Here is a 17,856-nt window from a genome sequence, read left to right on the forward strand (position 1 = left end):
TTTGATGACCTTTATCCATTATGGAGTCAAGATGCCCATTCAACATGACAAGTTCGGACGTACTTATCAGTGGCTCCTGCTGATACTTTTGGGTCTGGTTTATTTTTTGGCCACCGCAACGACATTTACCTCATTGGGCGTTGTGTTACCCAGCATGATCAAGGAATTACACTGGAGTTGGACTGACGCAGGTTTGGGATTCACTTTACTTGGCCTGTCATGTGGGCTGTCCAGTTACCTTCCGGCGATGCTTATTCGCCATACGAGTGTCCGGGCCACTTTGCTGATCGGTACGCTAATTTTCATCACCGGTTTTTACATCCTATACAATACCCACAGTATCACTGCCTATTTCACCGGCACAACGCTGCTGGGGATCGGTTTTAGCCTTATGGCTACCGTTCCCGGAACATACGTCATTAGCCGGCTTTTTGAAAAACAGTCGCTGGCCTTTGGTATCTATTTCACTATTGGCGGATTGGGTGGTGTAGTTGGTCCGTGGATCTATTTCCTAGCAATAGTATCCTGGGGAAGCTGGCGCATGCACTGGGCGATTTCCGGTGTATTACTCGTGCTGATTAGCCTGCTGACTATTTTGGTTATGCGCGAAGGCAAAAAGGAAAATGCCCACGCAGAACAAATCAGCAGAAATCAACAAGAACAAGACACTTCCAGCATCTATCGTACCAAAGAAATATGGAATGCCCGGCAAGCACTGCGCACCTGGCAGTTCTATGCCATTGCGGCAGCTTATACCTCTTTCTTACTGTGCGGAATAACCGTTAACAGTTTTGCTGTAGCCCACATCACCGAAAATGGATTCAGTGAGTCTGTTGCCGCTTCCTCGCTCAGTATTTTGGCTTTTATCAATGCGTTTTCAAGATTTGCCGGAGGAGCTGTTGGTGAATGGCTCGATCCCAAAAAGCTTCTTATCGGCAGTCTGTCAATAATTATCTGTGGTCTTATCGCACTAAGTGCTGCCTCTTCATGGACATTTTTAATCCTATTCACGTTGTGCATTGGCATCGGTTATGGCATGACTTTTCTAGCATCCAGTATATTGCTGTTCAATTATTTTGGACGCACGCCTTACCTGGAACTGTTCTCGGTGATGAATCTGATCTCTACTATCGCTTGTATCGCCCCTTTTCTGGTGGGCGCAATTAAGGATTATTCAGGTAGTTTTACCCCCGCATTTCTCATTATTGCCGTACCGGTGCTAACTATTCTGATTGTCACACTCATAATGCAACCACCTTCACAAATTGTGAAGAAATGTTCTGATAACAACACAATTACTTAACTGAATTTAAAAATAAAATGAACCTATAAGATATTCCTTACAACAGATAAACAAGGAATTAATAAATGGCAAAGAAAGAATTCGGTGTATTTCTACCCATAGCTAAAGGCGGATGGATTATTTCAAAAAATACACCACCACTCGATGCTTCCTATCAGCAAAACCGTGAAGCAGCTATTCTGGCTGATCAAATTGGTTTGGATTTCATTATGTCCATGAGTAAATGGCGCGGCTTTGGTGGAGAAACGGAACATTGGGGCTGTTCGCTGGAATCCGTTACGATGATGGCTGGCATTGCCGAAGTCACTCATCATGCCCGACTTATCGCAACCATGCATGCTGGGCTGCATAATCCCGCCGTAACAGCCAAAATGATTGCGACACTGGATCAAATTAGTCATGGTCGCGCCGGGCTGAATATTGTCTCTGGCTCATTCAAAGACGAATTTGAACAGATGGGGGAATGGAATAGCAATTTAGATCACAATCAACGTTACGCAATGACCGAAGAATGGACCCAATTGATCAAACAGCTTTGGAGTGAGAAGCAAGTTAATCATCAGGGAGACTACTTTAATTTAAAGAATTGTGTTTCTGAACCTAAACCTATTTCCGTTCCACGCCCTTATTTGGTCTGTGCCGGTCAATCAGAATGTGGGCTACGTTTTAGTGTACGTAACACCGATGTGTGTTTCATTGGTGGTAAAGATGAAGAAGAAACGCGACAAATCAGTCTGATGGCTAAACGTCTTGCAGCCGAATACAGAACAACCACCAAAACCTTTTGTATGTGTACGATTATTTGCGCTGAAACAGATGAAGAAGCTGAAACTCTGGCTCAGTTCTATCGAGATGGCCTGGATATCGACGCAGTTAAAAGCATGATGCACAGTTTTGGCGTCGATGTTGGCGAAAAAAGTAATGCTATGGTTGAAAGATCTCAAAATGCTTTTATGACCCACACAGCTATTGGCAACCCGGAAACGTGCCGTAAACAATTGTCAGATTTATTGCGTGAATGCGAACTGAATGGGGTTATGTTGATCTTCCCTGATTATGTTCAGGGGTTGACCACTTTTGGCGAGAAAATCTTGCCGCAGCTTAGAGCAGAATTTACCTAAACAACGATAATAGGCCAATAAGCCTGGGAATGGGTTCACCACATCTTGACGAGCTTACCCATTCCCTGAACGCTCTTTTACCCCTGAACTCGCCGGTGTAATCCCGTACCCCGTAATAATCGGAGCCCCAACCAACTCCCACACAATGAAAGTAACAAGCTACTGATTATTGGTAATAACAGCCACATCTGCCATTCTGGCTGCCACGGAAAATCAAATACCTTGGTCTGCAACAACCAGAGCGCAACTTCAGCCCCCAGTGCCGCAGTAAAACCCGCCATTAATCCAAGCAAAGCAAATTCATACCAAAGTGTACGACGCAGTAACTGCTTACGGGCTCCCAAGGTGCGGTAAACCACTAGTTCAAGTTGCCGTTGATGCATCCCTACCTGAACCTGTGCCAATAGCAGTAATGCACCACAGAACATAACCAACCCAACCATGACCTCCAATGCCTTACTTACCTGCTGCAAAATACCCTGAATTTGCTTAATCATCGCGCCGGTATCAAGTAGGCTCAATGTTGGAAACTGACGATTAAGATCCGTCAGAAGGCGACCATCTCCCTCATAATGGAAACTGGTCAGCCAGGTTTGCTGCTGATTCTCTAATGCTTGTTTCGGGAAAATAAACAAGAAATTTGGCCGCAAACTCTCCCAATCCACCAGCCGAATACTGCTAACCATGGCGCTGAATTGCTGCGTATCACCACTGAACGTTAGTTTATCGCCAATTTTGATTGCCAAACGCTCAGCAAGCCCCTGCTCAATAGAAACCTCATCTGCCTTTGGCGGCCAGTGACCTGCCACCAGGGTATTAAACGGGGGTAACTCCTCTTTCCATGTCAGGTTCAATTCACGCTGAACCGTGTTGCTATCCGATTCTCTGACCTCTGCCCACGCCATGGCTGACTGACCATTAATTTCCGTCAAGCGGGCCAATACCACTGGATAGAATGCCGTAGGTTTAACCTGATACTGAGCCAGCAAATTTTCTACTTGTGGAATTTGCTGTCCAGTCATATTAATCAGAAAATAGTTTGGACTGTCCGGTGGCAATTGTTGCTGCCAACGATCAAGCAAGTCTCCCCGGACCACCAGCAACAAAGCAAATAACATAAATGATAAAGAGAAAGCCGCCAATTGGGCCACAGTCTGAAACGGCTGCCGCAGTAGTCGATTAACCGCCAGACGAAAACTGAGTTGGCGGAGTTTCAAATGACGTAATAACCACAATCCTCCCCAACCCAACACGGCTAGTAATAGCGCAACCATCATCATGCCTGCAAGTAGCGCCCATAACATGGGCTTGGCACCAACTAACAGACTCAGCCCGCTAATGATCACTAATGCCGCCAACGGCAGGTAATAACGCAACGGCCAGACAGGCGCGATAATATCATCACGCAGCACCCGTGATGGTTGGGTTGCCATTAACTGCTTGTACGGACGTATTCCCACCAGTAAGGCGATAACAGATAACGCGCCTAATGCCCATATCCACGGCCAGAATCCTGCTACTGGTAACGTCTTCGGCAACATAGGCGCCAAAATCCGTACAAGCAGATATTCAAACATCAATCCCAGAAGCGTCCCCACCAACGCCGCCGCCATCAATATCACTAGCCATTGACCAATCACCCATTTACGCAGCGCCCAACGCCCCGCACCCAATGTTTTAAGCACCGCAATCAAATCATGGCGGCTACGGCAATAGTGAGTCATTGATACTGCTACCGCCGCCACAGCGAGTAATAACGTCAGCAAAGCCGATAACAACAAGAATTGCTGTGCCCTTTCAATAGATTTTGCCAGCGCCCCACTATCCTGTTGCAAGGTATACCAGCGCTGATCAGCTTTAAGTTGGGGATCAATGAGCTGCTGATACTGATAAACCGCTTCTTTATCACCCGAAAACATATAACGATAAGTCAGACGACTACCAGGCTGAATCGCCCCGGTAGATTGCGCATCATCAAGATTGATCAAAATCCTTGGTGCAATCTGAAAGGGATTGAAACCACTGTCAGGTTCCTGAATTAATTCTCCGCTCACCTTAAGCGTGGTATCACCCACATCGAGATTATCCCCCACTTTGATTTTCAATAGTTCAAGCAAACGAGGCGCAACCAGCACCGTGCCTTTTTCCGCTTTCAAACCCGGAGGATGGGTTTCGAGCTCCCCATACAATGGATAGTCATAGTCTGCGGCTTTTACACTAGCAAGTTGAGGAATGTCCCCGGCATAAGTCATCGTGGTGAAAGAGAGCTGGCGACTCAATTTCAATCCCAGGTTTTTCGCCTGTTGTAACCACTTATCATCGACCGGATAAGCCGCACGCAGGACTAAATCCCCCGCCAGAAAATCCCGGCTCTGGTAATGAACACTTTGATCAATGCGATCACTTAGTCTCCCCAACGCCAGTACACAAGCTACCGCCAAGGTAAGAGATATCCAGACAATCAGTAAAGAAGGGGTACGCCATTCGCGCCAAAACCAACGCCAAATCATCGTTCTTCCCTCAATTTTCCATCAACCAACCGCAAGCAACGTTGACAACGGGCAGCTAGCTGGCTGTCATGAGTCACCAGAATTAATGTTGTGGCATAATCACGATTCAGAGAAAACAGTAAATCAGCAATACGATCACCGGTTTGCCGATCCAGATTACCTGTTGGCTCATCAGCAAACAGAATTTTGGGTTGGCTACTGAATGCCCGTGCCAATGCCACCCTCTGTTGTTCACCGCCAGAAAGTTGTGCTGGCATATGTTTCAAGCGCTTCCCCAATCCCAGTTGTTCAAGTAATTCAGCCGCCTGTTTCCTACTACTATTTTCAGACTCACCACGTAATAAAGCAGGAAGCTGGACATTCTCCAATGCGTTTAACGTCGGAATTAACATAAATGACTGAAAAACAAAACCAACACTTTCAGCCCGTAGTTGCGCCCGCCGCTCTTCATTCATCTGGCTTAAATTATGCCCTAGCAGCCGAACCTCACCGTCACCGCCATCATCTAACCCGGCAATAATGCCAAGCAATGTGGATTTACCCGAACCCGATTCTCCCACCAAAGCGATAGTCTGTGCCGACTCGACAACCAACTCGATTCCCTGCAATATAGCGATCTTATGTTCTCCCTGACCAACGTGCTTACTGAGATGCTGAACTTCAAGAATATTCCCCGTTACCATTTACTTTTCCTTTTACTGATGGTGCTATTTAGCGCCAGAGCGATCGCGGCTGATACCCTTCTGATTCTCGGTGATAGCCTTAGTGCCGGTTACCATCTACCTGTTGAACAGTCATGGCCTGCTCTGATGGAGAAAAAGTGGCAGAAATCTGGCAATAAAATCACGGTCATCAACGGCAGCATCAGCGGTAATACCGCCGCTCAGGGCCTTGCACGGCTACCTGAATTACTTAAACAACATAAACCCCGTTGGGTACTGATAGAACTGGGTGCCAACGATGGACTACGCGGTTTTCCCCCACAACAAACAGAACAAGATCTGCAACAAATCATTGCTTTAGTAAAACAAGCCAATATTCAGCCTTTATTGATGCAGATCCGTCTGCCACCAAACTATGGGCGCCGTTATACCGAATCTTTTGCCAAGATTTACCCCAAACTGGCAGAACACAATCAAATCCCTCTACTCCCGTTTTATATGGAACAAGTCGCTATTAAACCAGAATGGGTGCAACAAGACGGATTACATCCTAATCTGGCCGCCCAACCATTTATCGCCGACTGGATGTCTGACACACTATCAGCACATCTTAATTATTCTTAAGTAGTACACTATTAGTTTCAACAAATTGATGTCTATAAACAGGTTAAAGTTATGCAAAAGTCAGTTCTTATCACAGGCTGTTCCAGTGGAATTGGTCTGGTGGCGGCCAAAACACTACATCAGCGGGGCTACCGAGTCTTGGCAGCTTGCCGGAAACCCGCAGATTTACAGCGCATGCGCGAGTTAGGACTGGAACCTATCGAATTGGATCTTGATGACAAAATGAGTGTTGAACGCGCCGCCGCCGAGGTCATCAGGCTAACCAATGGCCGTCTTTACGGACTGTTTAATAATGGCGGCTTTGGTATTTATGGCCCGCTCAATACTATCAGTCGTGAACAACTAGAACGGCAATTCTCTACCAATCTATTTGGTACACATCAACTTACCTGTCTATTACTTCCAGCAATGCAACTTCATGGTGAAGGCCGTATTATCCAAACCAGTTCAGTTATGGGACTGATTTCAACCCCAGGCCGCGGTGCTTACTCTGCCAGTAAATATGCCTTGGAAGCCTGGTCAGATGCGTTAAGAATGGAATTAGCCGGAACAGGAATCAAAGCTTGTCTGATTGTCCCTGGCCCGATAAAAACACGTTTTACAGAAAACGTGAATCAAACGCAAAGTGATAAACCTGTCAGAAACTCCAGGATCGCCCGCCATTTTACCCTAACCCCCGAAGCTGTTGTGCGCAAACTGATTCATGCTTTGGAAAGTCCGAACCCTAAATTACGTTATCCAGTGACTTGGATAACCCACGCGGTCACTATCATGCGCCGGATTTTGCCAGGAAGAGTCATGGATAAGATATTGAGTAAACAGAGTGGTACAACTTGAAAGTTAGGAAAATAACCTCAATCTATTTAATCATACCCTGCGACAACCAAATTTAAGAGACTAATTATATGTTACCAACCTCTACTGGAATTAATATTAACGAAAGCAACCTGCATCAAACCGTTGAACAGTCTATGACTGTGCCTGTTTTATTTTATTTTTGGTCTGAACGTAGCCCTCATTGTCAGGAATTAGGCGTAACACTGGATAAACTGGCGGCAGAATATGCAAATCAATTCATATTAGCAAAAGTGGATTGCGATAAAGAACAAATGGTCGCTTCCCAGTTTGGCTTACGTGCCATTCCTACGGTTTATATTATGCAGCAAGGTCAACCCGTAGATGGTTTTCAAGGGCCACAACCTGAACAAGTTATTAGAGAGATGCTTGCCCGCGTATTACCCAAGCCAGAAGAGTTGAAAGCCGCTCAAGCTGAGGAGCTTATCGCAGCAGGAAAACATCAGGAAGCACTACCGTTATTGAAAGAAGCCTGGCAATTAGCCCCCAAAAACAGTGAAATTGCACTTATGTTGACCGAAGTGCAAATTATGCTCAATAATATAGAAGAGGCCCAGGAAATTTTGAGTGTTATTCCATTACAGGATCAAGATACTCATTATCACAGTTTACTGGCTCAAATTGAGTTACAAAAGCAAGCGGCGGATACACCAGAGATCCAACAATTGCAGCAAGAATTCGCCATTCAACCGGAAAATGCAGAGCTGGCTGTTAAGCTCGCGCTGAAACTGCACGAAGTTAGCCGTAATGAAGAAGCTCTGGAATTATTACTCAGCTTCCTGAAAAAGGACCTTTCCGCTGCCAACGGTGCAGTACGGAAAACAATGATGGATATTATGTCTGCAATGGGGACCGGTAATACCCTGGCTTCGAAATATCGTCGCCAGGTTTACTCGCTGCTTTACTGATTTATTTAATTGTAAGGAATTGCTATGGATTTATTCGCTTTTGGTGCCGTACCCATTCTGATATTCATTGCGGTGGTTATTGTCTTTACTTGCGTAAAAACAGTGCCACAAGGCTATCAATGGACGGTAGAACGTTTCGGCCGTTATACCCGAACTTTATTGCCGGGTTTGCATATTATCGTCCCTTTTATCGATCACATTGGCCGTAAAATTAATGTGATGGAACAAGTGCTAGATATTCCTTCACAGGAAGTGATTTCCCGCGATAATGCCAATGTTACCATTGATGCGGTCTGCTTTATTCAGGTTGTCGATCCTGTTCGAGCTGCTTATGAAGTCAGCAACCTTGAGCTATCTATCATCAATCTGACGATGACCAACTTCCGTACCGTTTTGGGTTCAATGGAACTGGATGAAATGTTGTCGCAACGTGATTCCATCAACAGCCGTCTATTACATATTGTTGATGAAGCCACTAACCCTTGGGGGGTGAAAATTACCCGTATTGAAATCCGTGATGTGCGTCCACCAAAAGAGTTGATCTCTGCCATGAACGCCCAGATGAAAGCGGAGCGCACAAAACGTGCTGATATTCTGGAAGCGGAAGGTATCCGTCAGGCAGCTATTCTGAAAGCAGAAGGGGAAAAACAGTCTCAAATTCTGAAAGCAGAAGGGGAACGTCAATCGGCATTTCTCCAGGCAGAAGCACGTGAACGTGCCGCCGAAGCGGAAGCTCGCGCAACTAAAATGGTGTCCGATGCGATTGCTGGCGGTAACATGCAGGCAATTAACTACTTTGTTGCCCAGAAATATACGGATGCACTGACCAGTATTGGCGCCTCCAATAACAGCAAAGTCATTATGATGCCTCTGGAAGCGAGCAACCTAATGGGTGCGATTGGCGGTATTACTGAACTGATTGGCGAAAGCAAAAAAGGTAAATAACCATGATTGCACAGATTGCGGCACAAACCCCTTGGCTCTGGTTCTCTTTCGGCGGCTTACTGTTAATTGCAGAGCTTCTGGGAACCGGCGGCTATCTGTTATGGACGGGTATAGCCGCTATCGTTGTTGCATTTGTCACCTGGTTGCTACCAGGAATAGACTGGGAATGGCAAGGCATTTTGTTTGCCATTCTAACGCTACTTTCCGCAATGCTATGGCGCTACTGGTTACGTCGCCGCCCATCAAAAGGCAGCGATACCCTGAACCAGAAAGACCACCAGCTCATCGGTATCCGAGCCAAACTGACTACAGATACTGAAAATGGTTACAGCCGGGTCAAACTGGCTGATGGAAGCTGGCGAGTTCACTGTGATAGTGAACTACCAGCCCATACCGAAGTAGAAGTAATCGCTGTTGATGGCATTACCCTGAAAGTAAAGCCAGTCAGTTCTCAGTGATGAGAGCAACAACCTGATAAATGATCTATGATGGGGCATGCAGCCCCATCATCACCGGGGCACTCTTCCGCCAAAGATAACAATTTACTTCTCATTTTTTGCAACTCTTCAATCGCCCTTTCTATTTCAGTCACTTTATGCAATGTTGCCGCTTTTACATCAGCACTATGACGATTGGGGTTGCGAAATAACACTAAAAACTCACGGCATTCATCGAGCGTAAAACCCACTTGTTTCGCCTGGCGCAACAGCGTTAGTTCATCAATATGTTTCTGCTGATAATAACGGTAGCCGTTATCCCCCCTTTCCGGCGGTGTAATCAGATCTTTTTCTTCATAAAACCGGATAGCTTTGCTGGTAAGACCGGTTTTTTGGGCAATCTCACTAATGTTCATTTTTTCCCCTTGACCTTACCCTTGTGGGAAGGTTTAACCTTCGCAACAAGTCAGAAATTCACTTGAACTGTGTAGATATCATCATCAATTATCATACCGATGTGAAGAATAATTACATCACTATGTGTTAGGAGGTTTTTTTATGTCACACACAACTATTTTAACCTTGCAGGGACTCTCCTGTATGCACTGTGTTAGCAGTGTGAAAAAGGCACTAGTAAATCGCGCAGATGTGGAACAGGCGGATATTACGATTGATTATGCCAAAATAACCGGCGAAGCCTCTGCTGAATCATTAATTGAAACAATTAAAGCAGCCGGTTACGACGCGATAATCGCCAACCAACCTGATGTTGAACTGGCGCTTTCTGGCCTAAATTGCATGCATTGTGCAGGTAAAACACGTAAAGCGCTGGAAGCCGTAGATGGCGTTATTGCCGCAAAAGTGAATATTGAAACAGCTAAAGTTTACGGTAAAGCCGATGCCGATACCTTGATTGCCGCCGTTGAGCAGGCGGGTTACCACGCAAAACTGCCTTCTAGTCAAAACTCCCCAAAATCTGAGCCGCTGACATTACCTGCTTCAAACAGACCGGAACCGTTGGCAGCGGCAATCTCCTCCGTTCCGGTCGAAAAAACGGATGCCTCCGTTGTGAGTGATAACGATGAGAGCATCCAATTGCTGTTGGATGGCATGACTTGCGCTAGCTGTGTGAATAAAGTTCAGAAAGCATTACAAGGTGTTGATGGCGTGGAAAATGCCAGAGTGAATCTTGCTGAACGCAGCGCTTTAATTACCGGTAGTGCCTCATCGGAGGCACTGATTAAAGCAGTAGAAAAAGCCGGGTATGGCGCAGAACTGATTCAGGACGAAACTGAGCGGCGTGAACGCCAACAACAAGTTTCCGACGCTAATATGCGCCGTTTTCGTTGGCAGTCAGCATTAGCATTGGTCGTCGGTATTCCCGTGATGGTGTGGGGCATGATGGGCGATAATATGATGCTCACACCTGAAAACCATTATATCTGGCTGACTATTGGCGTTATCACGCTTGCCGTGATGATTTTTGCCGGTGGTCACTTCTATCGCAATGCGTGGCAAAGCCTGAAAAATGGTAGTGCGACAATGGACACATTGGTGGCATTGGGAACAGGTGCGGCCTGGCTTTACTCCATCAGTGTTAACCTATGGCCAGATAGTTTTCCACCACAAGCCCGTCATCTCTATTATGAAGCCAGCGCGATGATTATCGGCCTGATAAATCTGGGGCATGCTCTGGAACAACGTGCCCGTCAGCGCTCCTCAAAAGCTCTGGAACGTCTGCTGGATCTGACACCACCGACTGCCCGCGTGGTGACAGAAGATGGCGAAAAAGAGATGCGATTGGCTGACGTCAAACCCGGCATGACGTTACGTCTGACAACCGGTGATCGTGTCCCTGTTGATGGTGAAATCGTTCAAGGTGAAGTTTGGATAGATGAGGCAATGCTCACCGGCGAGCCGATTCCACAGCAAAAATCCAAAGGCGATAACATCCATGCCGGTACGACAGTGCAAGACGGTACAGTGCTGTTTACTGCCGCCGCAGTCGGCAGTCAGACAACATTAGCACGAATTATTAAACTGGTTCGTCAGGCACAAAGCAGTAAGCCAGAAATTGGTCAGTTAGCAGATAAAATTTCCTCTGTGTTTGTTCCCGTTGTTGTCGCGATTGCCCTGATTGCCGGCGCTATTTGGTATCTGGTAGGGCCAGCACCACAGATCATGTATTCATTAGTTATTATTACCACGGTGCTGATTATTGCCTGTCCCTGTGCCCTTGGGTTGGCAACCCCTATGTCAATTATCTCTGGTGTCGGCCGAGCGGCGGAATTTGGGGTGCTGGTTCGGGATGCCGATGCGCTGCAACAAGCTAGCACATTGGATACCATTGTTTTCGATAAAACCGGTACGCTGACGGAAGGCATGCCTCAAGTGACTGATATCCATACTTTCAATGGGTGCAGTGAACAAGAGGTATTGCGTTGGGCGGGTGCACTGGAAAAAGGTTCTAACCATCCATTAGCTAAAGCCATTCTTACCAAAACCGCAGGACTGGCGTTGCCGCAAGTTGAACAATTCCGCACTCTAGCTGGACTAGGTATCAGTGGTGAAGTGAATGGCACAACATTGTTGCTGGGTAATCAAGCATGGCTAGAACAAAATCAAGTTGATACGCAGGAATTAAAACCGCTAATTGCGCAACAGGCAGGAAAAGGCATCACGCCGGTTATTCTGGCAGCAGAAAACAAAGTTGCCGCCGTGCTGTCAATTCGCGATCCACTGCGTGAAGATACCCTAACCGCATTAGAACGATTACATCACCAGGGCTACCGTTTAGTGATGTTGACCGGTGATAACCCAGTGACTGCCAATGCGATTGCAAAAGAAGCAGGTATTGATCAAGTGATTGCGGGTGTATTGCCTGATGGCAAAGCTGAGGCTATTCAGAAACTGCAAGCAGCAGGTCGCAAGGTTGCCATGGTGGGGGATGGTATTAACGATGCGCCTGCCTTAGCGCAGGCTGATGTGGGCATTGCAATGGGAGGGGGTAGTGATATTGCCATTGAAACCGCAGCAATAACACTGATGCGCCATAGTCTACACGGTGTGGCCGATACAGTTGAACTGTCCAAAGGCACTCTGCGCAATATGAAACAGAACCTATTAGGCGCATTTATCTACAACATATTGGGGATTCCGATCGCCGCTGGTGTGCTCTATCCCTTTACCGCAACATTGTTAGATCCTGTAATAGCAGGTGCGGCAATGGCACTTTCTTCAATTACGGTGGTGAGTAATGCTAATCGATTACTGAGGTTTAAGCCTAAATCCTAAGCCTCAAGAAATGAATCTGCTTTGGCGCTGTTGGGGGGATTGTAAAAGTGCGGTATCAATAATCGCACTCTACATTTCCCCCATTCTAATTCACAAATTAACGGCCAAAGCGCTTAGCCACTTGACGTTAACATTACCATTACGCAACTCAAAGGCCAGCTTACTACCTGTATCAATGCCTAATGCCTGGCGGATAGACCTAGGTATCGTTATCTGACCTTTGGAATTCAATGTTGCAAGTTCATAGATAGATGTCACCGCAAATCTCCAATTCTATGGAAATAAATAAAGATACAGCGGAAGTACAGCTATAATATTGATAGTCACCTTAAAAATATAAATGCTAAACCGGAACACAAATGGGACGACTGATTAAACACCTTACCAATATATTGGGAATAAAGTCTTCCCACCGTTATCCCTATCCCGCTCACGATATTATACTGGCAGGTGATAGACATTTGCACCTGGTAGGCAGTATTCACATGGGTACGAAAAATATGTTCCCACTTTCGGAAATATTGCTAGAACAGCTTAATCAGTCCGATACCTTAATCGTGGAAGCAGATATTACTCAGGCAGACTCCCCATTTCATGATGAGTTTCAATCATATCACCGTATCGAACAACGTTTATCTTCTGAAATGTATCAGAATTTTCAAGACTGCTGCAATGAAATCCAACAGCAGGAAGAATTCCTCAATTTATTACCCTCATGGCAAATCGCTTTAATTTTACAAGCTGGACAAGCACAAAACCTTGGATTGCATCCCCACTACGGTATCGATTATCAGCTACTGAATGCAGCCAAAGCTCAAGGGAAAACGATTATTGAACTAGAAGGTACTGAATCACAAATTAATTTACTTAATCAAATTCCCAATAACGGCCTGCCACTACTGGAAGATACATTAACCCATTGGCACGCAAATGCCCGCGCTTTACAAACAATGATCAGTTGGTGGATGGACTATCAACCTGAGCAACAAGAACATGTTTTACCAACAACTTTCAGTAAAGAGATATACCAACTATTGATGACTGAACGTAATAAACGATGGAATAAGCGTTTACGGGAATTACCTACCGGTCGATATCTTGTCGCTGTTGGTGCTTTGCATCTGTACGGTGAAGGGAATTTGCCTCAGATGCTGGCGGAAGAACAGGATTAAAAAAAGGCCAATATTACTATTGACCAGTCAAAGAAATGTTGCCCAGTCAAAGAAGTATTGGCCAATCAAAGAGGAATAACCTGTCATTTTCGTTATTCTTAGTTCGGGATATTACCTGTTTGTATACAAGCAACAGAGCCATGGTTAGATTATCAATTCCATCATTCCATTTCATCCGTTATCCTTAATTACAAAATTATCCTATGTAATGAAATCATGACACCTGCGATCATTTTGTTAGAGAAACAGAAAGTTAGCTTTACTCTTCATACCTATGAACACGACACAAATGAGCATAACTTTGGTGATGAAGCAGTAAAGAAATTAAGACTCAATGCCAGGCAAGTATTTAAAACTTTGCTGGTTGCACTTAATGGTGAGACTAAAAATTTGGTGGTAGCCGTCACTCCCGTTTCAGGTGAATTGGATTTAAAAAAGGTCGCCAAAGTTTTTAAAGTCAAAAAAGCAGAGATGGCTGATCCCCAAATCGCCCAGAAAGTAACAGGGTATCTCGTCGGCGGGATCAGTCCGTTAGGACAGAAAAAACACTTACCAACAGTTATTGATAACCAGGCGCAACAGTTCCCAACTATATTTGTCTCTGGTGGTAAACGAGGGTTAGATATTGAATTGGCGTTGTCTGATCTCTGTAGGTTGGTGAGAGGCAATTTCGCTGATATTGCAAAAATTTAAATTATTACCCCAAAAGGGCTGCCAAAATTGCAACCCTTTCGATTTATCCTTCTATCAGGGATTATTGATAAATAATTTCACCCTTTGGCTCATAATCAGCCGCTTTCAATGGTGAATGCTTCTCGATATAGTCTTTCAAAACTTCTGCATCAACAAAACCGGTGTTGACATAGGTTGGATAATTATCAACATGTGGATAGCCATCACCACCGATAGCATTAAAGTCAAGCATTGCCATGCGGTAAGTTTTATTCGGCTCTAGTGGCTTTCCACCGATTTTTACCTCTTTAACACCTTTTCCATCAGCAATCAGACTAACATTCACAAACTGTGCATAAGCACCAGAGTCAACTTGCATATTAGCAATCGCCGCCAAATATTGTTCGACTTCGCTGCCTTTCATATCAACGTAAACCAATGTGTTGGCAAATGGATGCACTTTCAACACATCTTTATAAGTGATATCACCTGATTCAATCGAATCACGAATACCACCACCACTCATAATCGCAAAATCAGCACCCGCGCGTTCCATCATGGCAGAAAGAACAACATGAGCCATATTAGTCTGAATAAAACGAACCCTGTTGCGATCACCTTCCAATTTACCCTCAACATAACCCACTTTTACGCCAAGCTGTTTATCACCTTTATCCTGATACGACGTCAACAACTGCATCATTTCCGGATTTTGGGCAATTTCGTGAGTGTAGTAAACACGCTCAGTAGAACCGTCTTCCTTCTGTACTCTCTTTTTGAGGTTAATAGGGATCAACTGATAGTGAGTCAGCTTTAATTCACCATTACGAAATTGAAAATCAGCTCGGCCGACATATTTACCCCATTCATGAGCCTGAACAATCCAGGTACCATTCTGACGATCCGGTGAACATGGCGTTCCTGGCACATAATCGATCTGCTTATAATTTTTATTTTCCGCAGACATACAGACCGGATCTTGTGAGTGACCACCGACAATCATATCCAGATAACCCGCAGGCAAACTGCGAGCCATTTCAACATCACCTGGTGCATTAGAACCATGATTACCGTTGTCATAGTGCCCCATATGGGTTGCGGCAATAATCACATCTGGCTTTTCATCTCTCTTTAGTGCTTCAACAACCATTTTGGCTTCTGTAGCGGGAACACGAAATTCAACATCAGGAAAATTAGCCGGGTTACCGATTTTCGCCGTATCATCAGTCGTCAGGCCAATAACTGCAATTTTCACACCCTGTTTATCGAAAATGGTATAAGGCTTGAACAAACGTTTACCGGTGCTTGTCTGGTAAATATTGGCAGCCAGAAATGGAAAAGTTGCCCATTTTTCCTGTTGACGCAGTATTGACAGAGGATTATCAAACTCATGGTTACCCAACGCCATTGCATCATAGCCCACCAAGTTCATGCCTTTAAAATCAGGTTCGGCATTTTGCAGATCAGACTCTGGTACACCGGTATTAATATCTCCGCCGGAAAGCAGCAACACACTACCCCCTTTTTTTACGACCTCCTGACGGATTTCATCAACTACCGTTTTTTGAGCAGCTAAACCATACTCACCATAATCGTTATGCCAAAAATGACCATGATGGTCATTAGTGTGCAAAATGGTAATGTCATAGGTTTTATCCTTCTCCCATGCATTTGCGATTGCTGGAAGTAGTGCTATAGATACAACCAAAGCACAAGCTGAGGTCTTGAACGAGAGTTTCATGGTATATCTCCATGCTTTTTTAGTGAATTGCCATGCAAAAACAGCTTTAAAAGCTAACAAGGCGGGATAAATTGGTCATTTCTTGAGACAGGTTATGTTATGCAGTTATTAGAACATGTTTTGTTTCGTCTTTACGAGAATACTATAAAACTATATCCAAGATAGTAAAAAATCAACTCTCTACCTAATATGTATTAAAATTCAACAAATAACCAATATACTGACTATTGATTAAGACAGGTTGGCAGCTAATATGAGCGAACAAAGCAATACCACCACAGTTCCATCTCACCCAAGAAAAACCAGGAATACCGTTTTTACTATTCTTGGTGCAATCAGTGTTTCACACTTATTGAACGATATGATCCAATCGCTGATTCTGGCGATTTATCCTTTACTACAATTAGAATTCAACCTAAGTTTTGTGCAAATCGGCATGATCACATTGACCTATCAGATTACTGCCTCTTTATTACAACCACTGATAGGTCTCTATACTGATAAACATCCACAGCCCTATTCATTACCCATTGGGATGAGTTTCACCTTATCCGGTCTATTACTGCTGGCCTATGCCAACAATTTCCCATTAATTCTATTAGCATCGGCATTAATCGGAACAGGTTCTTCGGTATTCCACCCGGAATCATCGCGCGTAGCACGTATGGCATCCGGTGGTCGCCACGGCTTAGCCCAATCTCTTTTTCAAGTCGGCGGTAATTTTGGCAGCTCCCTTGGGCCCTTGCTAGCCGCTCTATTTATTGCTCCCTATGGCAGAGGCAACGTTGGCTGGTTCTCTTTGGCAGCATTACTGGGCATCATCGTGCTACTACAGATCAGTAAATGGTATAACGCTCAGAATTACATCAAGAAAAATCAAGCTAAAACTGACATTGCCGCCAAAGTTTTATCAAGAAAAACCGTGATAGGCTCCTTGGCTATTTTGCTAATCTTAATATTTTCCAAATATTTTTATCTCACCAGTATCAGTAGCTATTATACTTTTTACTTAATACACAAATTTGGCATTTCCGTACAAAGCGCTCAGTTTCACCTGTTTATTTTTTTATTCGCAGTTGCGGCAGGAACCATTATTGGTGGACCGCTTGGTGATAAGATCGGCAGAAAGTATGTTATCTGGATGTCTATCCTTGGAGTTACACCTTTTACATTAGTTCTGCCTTACGCTTCTCTGTACTGGACAAGTATTCTATCAGTGATTATTGGGGTGATTCTGGCATCTGCGTTTTCTGCAATCCTGGTATACGCTCAGGAACTTATTCCAGGTAAAACAGGGATGGTATCCGGCCTGTTTTTCGGGCTAGCTTTTGGTATGGGAGGTATTGGCGCAGCGGTACTTGGTGATATCGCGGACAGAACAAGTATTGAACTGGTTTATCAGATTTGTGCTTTTCTACCGTTACTTGGCATATTTACCGCTTTATTACCTAATATAGAAGATAATAACTAGAAAAATCACCATACAACCCCACATAAAATTTACTTTTTATGTGGGAACAGTGCTTATTTACCTCATAAATATTCAAATAGAACAACACAAATACCTGTTACGGGTAATTTAATCCTTTCAACCCATATTTTTTGATGTTTT

16 protein-coding genes are annotated in these 17,856 nt (G+C 44.7%); 11 read left to right on the top strand and 5 right to left on the bottom strand.

The genetic code is table 11. The annotated features are described in order from the left end of the window. Positions 1–31 precede the first annotated feature (31 nt). Positions 32–1,303 carry an MFS transporter gene (locus D3222_RS04440; protein WP_198672738.1) on the top strand — a complete coding sequence of 424 codons (1,272 nt, stop codon included), beginning with the start codon at positions 32–34 and terminating at the stop codon, positions 1,301–1,303. Positions 1,304–1,368: 65 nt separating this feature from the next. Then, positions 1,369–2,424 (top strand): LLM class flavin-dependent oxidoreductase, encoded by a 1,056-nt coding sequence (locus tag D3222_RS04445; protein ID WP_118985059.1) that lies wholly within the window; start codon positions 1,369–1,371, stop codon positions 2,422–2,424. Positions 2,425–2,501: 77 nt separating this feature from the next. Here the strand turns inward: D3222_RS04445 and ybbP are convergent, their stop codons facing one another. Continuing rightward, positions 2,502–4,934 (bottom strand): putative ABC transporter permease subunit YbbP, encoded by a 2,433-nt coding sequence (gene ybbP / locus D3222_RS04450; RefSeq protein ID WP_118985060.1) that lies wholly within the window; start codon positions 4,932–4,934, stop codon positions 2,502–2,504. After that, positions 4,931–5,617, bottom strand: coding sequence for a putative ABC transporter ATP-binding protein YbbA (gene ybbA / locus D3222_RS04455; RefSeq protein WP_118985061.1), 687 nt, complete (start codon positions 5,615–5,617; stop codon positions 4,931–4,933). The genes ybbP and ybbA overlap by 4 nt, the downstream gene beginning before the upstream one ends. On the opposite strand from ybbA, the gene tesA reads away from it, so the two are divergent. The 5 genes from tesA to D3222_RS04480 all read left to right on the top strand — a co-directional run bounded on the left by tesA (position 5,588) and on the right by D3222_RS04480 (position 9,386). Then, entirely contained in the window at positions 5,588–6,220 is a 633-nt protein-coding gene (gene tesA / locus D3222_RS04460; RefSeq protein WP_198672742.1) for a multifunctional acyl-CoA thioesterase I/protease I/lysophospholipase L1, read from the top strand. The genes ybbA and tesA overlap by 30 nt on opposite strands. Before the next feature lie 51 nt (positions 6,221–6,271). Beyond that, positions 6,272–7,057 carry an SDR family oxidoreductase gene (locus D3222_RS04465; RefSeq protein ID WP_118985062.1) on the top strand — a complete coding sequence of 262 codons (786 nt, stop codon included), beginning with the start codon at positions 6,272–6,274 and terminating at the stop codon, positions 7,055–7,057. 68 nt (positions 7,058–7,125) lie between these two features. Then, positions 7,126–7,983, top strand: a complete 858-nt coding sequence (locus D3222_RS04470) for a co-chaperone YbbN (protein ID WP_118985063.1) — start codon at positions 7,126–7,128, stop codon at positions 7,981–7,983. Positions 7,984–8,007: 24 nt separating this feature from the next. After that, positions 8,008–8,928, top strand: coding sequence for an SPFH domain-containing protein (locus tag D3222_RS04475; RefSeq protein WP_118985064.1), 921 nt, complete (start codon positions 8,008–8,010; stop codon positions 8,926–8,928). A gap of 2 nt (positions 8,929–8,930) precedes the next feature. After that, complete coding sequence (locus D3222_RS04480) at positions 8,931–9,386, top strand: NfeD family protein (RefSeq protein ID WP_118985065.1); 456 nt, start codon at positions 8,931–8,933, stop codon at positions 9,384–9,386. On the opposite strand, the gene cueR is transcribed toward D3222_RS04480, so the two are convergent. Continuing rightward, on the bottom strand, positions 9,380–9,781 hold the full coding sequence (gene cueR / locus D3222_RS04485) for a Cu(I)-responsive transcriptional regulator (protein WP_118985066.1): 402 nt from the start codon (positions 9,779–9,781) through the stop codon (positions 9,380–9,382). The genes D3222_RS04480 and cueR overlap by 7 nt on opposite strands. A 142-nt stretch (positions 9,782–9,923) precedes the next feature. Between cueR and copA the strand changes: the two genes are divergently transcribed. After that, positions 9,924–12,659 carry a copper-exporting P-type ATPase CopA gene (gene copA, locus D3222_RS04490; RefSeq protein ID WP_118985067.1) on the top strand — a complete coding sequence of 912 codons (2,736 nt, stop codon included), beginning with the start codon at positions 9,924–9,926 and terminating at the stop codon, positions 12,657–12,659. A gap of 90 nt (positions 12,660–12,749) precedes the next feature. Here the strand turns inward: copA and D3222_RS04495 are convergent, their stop codons facing one another. Then, on the bottom strand, positions 12,750–12,917 hold the full coding sequence (locus tag D3222_RS04495) for an AbrB/MazE/SpoVT family DNA-binding domain-containing protein (RefSeq protein ID WP_118985068.1): 168 nt from the start codon (positions 12,915–12,917) through the stop codon (positions 12,750–12,752). A gap of 101 nt (positions 12,918–13,018) precedes the next feature. Here D3222_RS04495 and D3222_RS04500 point away from each other — a divergent pair, with 101 nt between their 5' ends. Then, on the top strand, positions 13,019–13,831 hold the full coding sequence (locus tag D3222_RS04500; RefSeq protein ID WP_118985069.1) for a TraB/GumN family protein: 813 nt from the start codon (positions 13,019–13,021) through the stop codon (positions 13,829–13,831). A 216-nt stretch (positions 13,832–14,047) separates the two neighbouring features. After that, a complete protein-coding gene (gene ybaK / locus D3222_RS04505; RefSeq protein ID WP_118985070.1) occupies positions 14,048–14,524 on the top strand; it encodes a Cys-tRNA(Pro)/Cys-tRNA(Cys) deacylase YbaK in 477 nt (158 codons plus the stop codon). 61 nt (positions 14,525–14,585) lie between these two features. Here ybaK and ushA read toward each other — a convergent pair whose 3' ends face one another. Beyond that, complete coding sequence (ushA, locus tag D3222_RS04510) at positions 14,586–16,244, bottom strand: bifunctional UDP-sugar hydrolase/5'-nucleotidase UshA (protein ID WP_118985071.1); 1,659 nt, start codon at positions 16,242–16,244, stop codon at positions 14,586–14,588. A 253-nt stretch (positions 16,245–16,497) separates the two neighbouring features. On the opposite strand from ushA, the gene D3222_RS04515 reads away from it, so the two are divergent. Next, on the top strand, positions 16,498–17,715 hold the full coding sequence (locus D3222_RS04515) for an MFS transporter (protein WP_118985072.1): 1,218 nt from the start codon (positions 16,498–16,500) through the stop codon (positions 17,713–17,715). The last annotated feature ends 141 nt before the right edge of the window (positions 17,716–17,856 follow it).

The organism is Photorhabdus sp. CRCIA-P01, from assembly GCF_003545805.1.
In the GTDB taxonomy this organism is placed as follows: Bacteria; Pseudomonadota; Gammaproteobacteria; order Enterobacterales; family Enterobacteriaceae; genus Photorhabdus; species Photorhabdus antumapuensis.